Source organism: Prevotella sp. LCP21S3_D2 (assembly GCF_052118345.1).
GTDB lineage: Bacteria > Bacteroidota > Bacteroidia > Bacteroidales > Bacteroidaceae > Prevotella.
On the sequence record NZ_JBQKHJ010000056.1, the window covers coordinates 1 to 3772 of the forward strand.

Consider the following 3772-nt stretch of genomic DNA (forward strand, 5'->3'; position numbering starts at 1 on the left):
ATTGTCTACTTTTGCAAATGAAAAGGAACGAAATTTGATAGATATGTGTACTTTTAAAAATATAAATAATTAATAATCATTTTTTGTGTCCACTTTGGGGAACTGCTACAATGATATGCCTAGTTGTCCCTGATTTACAACAAACTTTAACGCTGTTGCCGCTGATTTGCGACAAAAAAGTAGTATCTTTGCCCCTGATTTGAAACAAATGCGTATGTTTAGACGAAATATCATCAGTAAACTGGAGGCTTGGAAGCAAGACAAAAAGCATAAGCCTCTTATCCTGAGAGGAGCTCGACAGGTTGGCAAGACAACTGTGGTCAATGAGTTTGGCTCTCAGTTTGATAATTATCTATATTTCAATCTGGAAAGAAATGAGAATGCCAAGTTGTTTGAAATGGAGATTCCTTTAGACGACCTGGTGAATATGCTGTATGCCAGTGTCGGTAAGGTTAAGAAAGAAGGAACTACCCTTGTTTTCATCGACGAGATTCAGAATTCTCCTAAAACCATAGCACTTCTCAGGTATTTCTATGAACAGAGACCTGATTTGTATGTTATTGCAGCTGGCAGTCTGTTGGAGAATCTGGTGGATGTTAAAGTCAGTTTCCCTGTAGGAAGAGTACAATATCTGGCTTTGCGACCTTGTTCGTTTTCGGAATTCCTGGGAGCTATCGGCAAGAATAATCTGCTTGCCGTACTCTCGCAGAAGGCAGAATATACGGTTGCCTTCCATGAACAGTTGATGCATCTTTTTAATCAATATACCATTGTGGGAGGTATGCCTGAAGCTGTGCAGCAGTATGCTGAAACCCAGGATGTCATTGGTATCGAAGATGTTTATGAAACTCTGGTGCAAGCCTATAAGGATGATTCTGAAAAATACGTCAGAGGTAATAAGTTGACAGACGTAGTGAGATTCATCCTCTCCTATGGTTGGGCTTTTTCGGGTGAGACCATTACGTTAGGTAACTTTGCCAATTCTGGCTATAAGTCAAGAGAGGTGGGCGAGGCATTTAGATTGTTGGAGAAGGCTATGCTTCTGGAGCTAGTTTACCCTGTATCTTCTACCCAGTTGCCGATTATTCCTGAGACCAAACGAATGCCAAAACTCATCTGGTTTGATACGGGATTAGTGAACTATCAGGCGGGGATCAGAAAGGAAATCATTGGCTCTACCGATATGGTGGACAGTTGGCGTGGGCATATTGCAGACCAAATTACGGCTCAGGAGTTATTGGCTTTGGAAGATAGGGTGGGACAGCATCGCTCGTTTTGGGCAAAGCCGAATAATGGTGCAGAGGTTGATTTCATTTTTACTCATAACTCCAAGCTTTATCCGATAGAGGTAAAGAGTGGAACCAATGCCCATCTCCGTTCTCTCCAGGTATTTATGGATAGTTCTGATGTAAACATAGCCATCCGTATCTGGTCAAAGCCTTATTCTATAGATAAGGTCAAGACCATTCATGGCAAGGAGTTTACGTTGATCAATCTTCCGTTTTATCTGATAGGTAATTTGCGGAACGTATTGGATGCTGTTGTAGATGAATGAGTGGTAGATATATCGTCGATAGTCCATACATTCACCTTCATGCCCAGGTCGTGACTCTCTTTAATCCAATTCGGATTCTTGAGAAGGGCACCATCATAATAGTCAATGCCGGCTGCCTTTACCAAATCAAGGTACGCCTTTACGCATCTGTCTTCACGCTCAGGAGTCTGATATGCCTTGATTTCCAAAATCAGCTGCATGGGAGCAAGCTTCTCTTTGGGGGTAGTCGCCCACCTTCACACGCAGCTGCTTGATGGTTCCGCCCATCGAGAAGCTGAGGCTTATGCCAAGACATAAGCTGGTTGGCAGCTCGTTACCTTGGCTTTTACCAAGAAGATGTAAGTTTTCCGTTAAATATTCTATTTTCTGATAGGTATTTCGGAAAAATTGCCTATTTTTGCAATATGAATTCAAAACGAAGCAATTATGGCATTGAAATTATATCCTGTAGGAATCCAAACATTTGAGCGTATTCGAAAGGAAAACAAGCTCTATATCGACAAGACGGAATATGTCTATCGAATGACACATTCTGGTGGATGTTATTTCTTCTTAAGTCGTCCACGCCGTTTCGGTAAGTCACTTTTGGTGTCCACTTTTGAGAGTTATTTCTCTGGAAAGAAAGAACTGTTTGAAGGGCTTGCCATCGAAAAGTTAGAGCAGAAATGGATGGAATATCCTGTACTGCACTTCGACATGAGTGGAGGTAAGCACATGGAGAAGGAGCAGTTGGAGGATTATCTCTCAAATCGTTTGGAGGCAGAAGAGAAAAAATGGGGGATTACCCATTCTAAAAGAGGTGCAAATGATCGTTTGACAGAATTAATTACCACCGCTTATGAAATTAGTGGCAAGCAGGTGGTCGTGCTCATCGACGAGTATGATGCGCCTATGCTCGATGTAGCTCATGAGAGAAAAACTTTGGATGAGCTTCGCAATGTGATGCGCAATTTCTATAGCCCACTCAAGATGTGTGAGCCCATGCTTCGTTTTGTCTTCCTGACTGGCATCACCAAGTTCTCGCAAGTGAGCATTTTTAGCGAGTTGAATAACATCAAAAATATTTCGTTGGATGATGAATATGCCGGAGTTTGCGGAATCACCAAGGAAGAATTGCTTACCAAGATGAGTGAGGATATAGATGTGTTGGCAGAGGCACTGGAGATGACAAGAGAGGAAACTATTGCTAAACTCAAGGAGAATTATGATGGCTATCACTTCTCGCCAGCATCCCCTGATGTGTTTAATCCTTATAGCTTGCTCAACTGTTTTGATGATAAGAACTTCGGTGCTTATTGGTTCAGCTCAGGCACACCTACCTATCTTATCAACATGCTTCGCAAGTTTAAGGTCTTGCCAGCCAAGATAGGCAGGTCATTGGCTCGTTCCTCAGCTTTCGATGCACCTACGGAGAACTTGAAGACCATCACGCCTTTGCTCTATCAGAGCGGCTACATCACTATCAAGGGCTATGACAAGATGAGCCAACTCTTCACGCTCGACTTGCCTAACAAGGAAATCAAGGTGGGCTTATTTGAGAGCCTTCTGCCTTATTATTTGGAAGGCATGTATGCCGAGGAGGGAGATGTGGCAATCGCCCAGATGTCTGTCTTGATTCGCCAAGGCGACATGGATGGTGCCTTGCGCTTGCTCCAGGAGTTCTTGGGCACGGTGCCTTATTGTAACAATACCAATTACGAGGGGCATTACCAGCAGGTGCTTTTCATCGTCTTCACTCTCTTGACTCACTTTGTGGTGGATGTGGAGGTTCACACACCGAATGGAAGGGTGGATGTAGTGATGGAGACTGAGGATACTCTCTATCTCATCGAACTGAAACTCAACAAGAGTGCCCAGGCCGCCATGCAGCAAATCAACCTCAAGCAATATGACCAGCGTTTTGCAAGATGTGGCAAGCCGATAGTAAAAGTTGGTGTAAACTTTGATGCCAAGAAAGGGAATATTGAGGATTGGACCATAGAACCATAAATAAGAGTCCACTTTTAAAAGTGGTAGCAACCCATAATAAAAAAAGACCGAGTAACTTTTCTATTGGAAGTTGCTCGGTCTTTTTGGGTTGAAGTAGAATTAAAACTGCCTTATTCTGCCAATCGGATGCTCATAGGGCTTACGGTGATGAGGCGCTTCTTGTAGAGGTCGCCAATGGCACGCTTGTAAACCTTCTTGCTCACGTGGAAACGCTCGTAGATGTCGTCG

The 3772-nt window shown here is 43.2% G+C and carries 3 protein-coding genes and 1 pseudogene; 2 read left to right on the forward strand and 2 right to left on the reverse strand.

The annotated features are described in order from the left end of the window. The first annotated feature begins 214 nt into the window (after nt 1–214). Nucleotides 215–1555 (forward strand): ATP-binding protein, encoded by a 1341-nt coding sequence (locus tag ACTQ16_RS16425; protein ID WP_441938514.1) that lies wholly within the window; start codon nt 215–217, stop codon nt 1553–1555. Here ACTQ16_RS16425 and ACTQ16_RS16430 read toward each other — a convergent pair. Continuing rightward, the gene (locus tag ACTQ16_RS16430; protein WP_154481942.1) at nt 1504–1755 is read right to left on the reverse strand and encodes a hypothetical protein; all 252 of its coding nucleotides are present in this window, start codon (nt 1753–1755) and stop codon (nt 1504–1506) included. The genes ACTQ16_RS16425 and ACTQ16_RS16430 overlap by 52 nt on opposite strands. 226 nt (nt 1756–1981) lie before the next feature. On the opposite strand from ACTQ16_RS16430, the gene ACTQ16_RS16435 reads away from it, so the two are divergent. Next, nucleotides 1982–3544, forward strand: a complete 1563-nt coding sequence (locus tag ACTQ16_RS16435) for an ATP-binding protein (RefSeq protein ID WP_441938515.1) — start codon at nt 1982–1984, stop codon at nt 3542–3544. Nucleotides 3545–3654: 110 nt separating this feature from the next. Here the strand turns inward: ACTQ16_RS16435 and ACTQ16_RS16440 are convergent. Next, nucleotides 3655–3772: pseudogene (locus ACTQ16_RS16440) on the reverse strand (GntR family transcriptional regulator); the annotation flags it as partial.